The following is a 3169-nucleotide window of genomic DNA, read 5'->3' on the forward strand; positions in this document are numbered from 1 at the left end:
CCTCACCGTCAAGCAGATCTGGAAGGACCAACGCGTCAACGAGGCGTTCCAGGCCGTGCTCGACGCCCCCGAGTTCCGGGCCGCGCTCGAGGACCCGGCCAACGCAGCCCTGGTGGGCACGCCGGCCTTCCAGAAGCTGCTCGACGAAGCCTCGGGCTGAGGCGCGAACCACCACGGTGACCGGGCCCGGCGCCGGGTGGTGCCGGTTGGCGGGTCGACGTGCAGGAGGTCCGGCCGTGAGCGGGCGCTGGTCGCAAGCAGGTCGGGCCGGCAAGGCGCCCGGCTGCCCTCGCCGGGTCATCGACGGACGCGCGAAGGAGACACGGTAGTCATGAACGCGGTTGCAAGCGCCAGCGCGCCGAGCGTGAATCTCGAGGTCGACGACATCCAGAGCGGAGCGCTCCACCCCCGGCCGGTGCCGTACGCGGGCAGGTTCTTCCTCCTGCGGGTCGACGACCCCGGCGCGGGGCGGGCCCTCCTGCGGCGGCTGCTCCCGGCGATCGACGGGGGGCTGCCGAGCGCCCATCCGGATCAGGACGCCTGGGTGGCCGTGGCCTTCACCTATCAGGGTCTCCGGGCCCTCGGGGTGCCCCAGGAGTCGCTCGACAGCTTCCCACCGGCATTCCGGCAGGGGATGGCGGCCCGGGCGCAGCAGATCGGCGACGTCGGGGAGAGCGACCCGACCCATTGGGAGCCGCCCTTCGGAACGCCCGATGTCCACCTCGCGGTGAGCGCGCTCGCGCCGGACGAAGCGCGCCTGGAGAAGGCGCTGGACCGAGCTCGCGCCGCCCTCCGACAGACGCCCGGGGTCGAGGTGATCTGGAGGCAGGAGGTCCACCAGCTCCCCACCGGACGCACGACCTTCGGCTTCCGTGACGGCATCAGCCATCCGAACATCGAGGGGCTCGGGACATCGGGCTCGAATCCCGACGAGGCCCCGCTCAAAGCCGGCGAGTTCATCCTGGGCTATCCCGATGAGACCGGGAACCTCCCGCCCATGCCGCAGCCCGAGGTCCTCGGGCGCAACGGCACGTATCTGGCCGTGCGCAAGGTCCACACCAAGGTGGCCGCCTGGCGCCAGTTCCTGCGGGCGAACAGCGCCACCGCCGAGGAGGAGGGGCTCCTGGCGGCCAAGATGGTCGGACGGTGGCCGAGCGGGGCACCGTTGACCGTGTCCCCCGAGCGGGATGACGAGGCGCTGGGGGCGGATCCGCACCGCAACAACGACTTCCAGTACCGGGCAGACGACGACCGCGGCTTGAAGTGTCCCGCCGGCGCTCACATCCGGCGAGTGAACCCGCGCGATGCCGACATCATCGGGACGACCCGGCTGCACCGGATCATCCGCCGCGGCACTACCTACGGCCCGCCGCTGCCGGACGGTGCACTCGAGGACGACGGCGCGGATCGCGGTCTCGTCGGCGTCTTCATCGGCGCCCACCTGGAGCGGCAGTTCGAGTTCATCAAGTCCGAATGGGTCGAGAACGGCAACTTCATCGGCTACTCGGGAGAAAAGGACCCGGTGGCCGGACATCACGACGGAACCGGCAACCTCACCATTCCCGAGAAACCGATCCGGCGCCGCATTCAGAACATGCCGAGCTTCGTCGTCACCCGCGGTGGCGAGTACTGCTTCCTTCCCGGTCTGCGTGCCGTGCGCTGGCTCGCCGACCTGGAAACTTGATCACATCGAGCTGGTAATGGACCGGGCGGCCTATCCAGTGGTCGGCAGCCCCGCCGATACGACCCCCGACTCGAACCCCCCGGCGTCCGCGCAAGCGGGAGCCTGTAGACGAGAAAGGTCGATCTCATGGCTCCACCATTCGTCCCCTACACCCCCGACGTCGACGTCGCCGAGCCGCACTTCGACGAGAAGCTGAAGACGGTGATCGAGAAGACCGAGAACTACATCGCCGAGTCGGTCACAGCCGAGGGCACCGGGCGGGCTGTCCGGGACGCGCACGCCAAGGGGTACGGATTGGTGCGGGGGGAGGTCGAGATCCTCGACGGCCTCGGCGCCGAGTACGCGCAGGGCATCTACGCGACCCCGGGCAGGCACGATGCGCTCATCCGCTTCTCCAACGGTTCCCCCCACGCCGGAGCCGACGCGCGGCTCGGCACGGCGATCGGGCTGGCGCTGAAGATGTTCGACATCGACGGCCCGACCTTGCTCGACGACGAGCCGGATACGCGCACCTTCGACTACGCCAACATCAACGGGCCGATCTTCTTCTGCAACACGGTGGACCACTACCTGTTCATCCAAGAACTCTTCCTTGAAGCGCCGACCTATTTCGCCCAGGGACGCCCCGGAGCGCACCGATTCTTCAGCGACTTCATCACCGGCAAGGGAACGCTCGACCAACCGGACTGGGCCTGGGACGAGCTCCTGGCCATGATGCGACTCAAGCAGATCCCTCCGGTCAACGTGCTGCTGTCGAGCTACTGGACGATGGGCGCGGTCCGGCACGGCGACTACATCGCCAAGGTCCGCATCGCCCCGGACCCGGTCTTCGCCGACGCAGTCGTCCGGCGCAGCATCGATCCCGGTGCGGCGGCGGAGGTGATCCGGCCCGCCCTGGTGGCCGAGCTGCAGGAGCGCCCCTACGAGTTCGACCTCCAGGTCCAGCTGTGCACCGATCTGCAGCGGATGCCGGTACAGGACGTGACCGTGGAGTGGCCCGACACGCTGTCTCCCCCCGTGACGGTGGCCAAGCTCCGCCTCCCGCAGCAGGACATCTCGGACGAGGACAACCTCGAGAAGATGGATGCCCTCTCCTTCACCCCCTGGCGGGTGACGGCTGACCACGCCCCCCTCGGCAACATCATGCGGGCCCGCAAGGAGGTGTACCGCCACTCGTCCCTCCTGCGCCACAAGCTCAACCAGCAGGCGCGCGCGGAGCCCCGCAGCGCCGACGACGTGCTGCCCGCGGCCCACCAGGTCCGCTGAGAGGCCGCCGCAGGAGCTGCGCAGGTCCTGCAACTCCCGCTCGCGCAGATCTAGATGATCAGCCTGGCACTTGTCCTGGTCCTGATGCTGGGGCTCAACGTCAAGAACGTGATCGCACTGTTCGTACCGGCGCGATCATCGCGACCCTGCTGTTGATCGCGTTCTCGCTCATCGGGGGCTACCTGCTGGGGGGGCCACGGGCAGACACCAAGCAGGTGC

General features: G+C 68.9%; 2 protein-coding genes. Both read left to right on the forward strand.

Annotated features, from left to right (window positions below):
• Nucleotides 1–415: 415 nt before the first annotated feature.
• Nucleotides 416–1684, forward strand: coding sequence for a peroxidase (locus JWR81_RS30215; RefSeq protein ID WP_297660666.1), 1269 nt, complete (start codon nt 416–418; stop codon nt 1682–1684).
• Between the two features lie 126 nt (nt 1685–1810).
• Nucleotides 1811–2950, forward strand: a complete 1140-nt coding sequence (locus JWR81_RS30220; RefSeq protein ID WP_297660669.1) for a catalase family protein — start codon at nt 1811–1813, stop codon at nt 2948–2950.
• The last annotated feature ends 219 nt before the right edge of the window (nt 2951–3169 follow it).

Origin of the sequence: Pseudonocardia sp., assembly GCF_025965585.1 — a bacterium.
In the GTDB taxonomy this organism is placed as follows: Bacteria; Actinomycetota; Actinomycetes; order Mycobacteriales; family Pseudonocardiaceae; genus Pseudonocardia.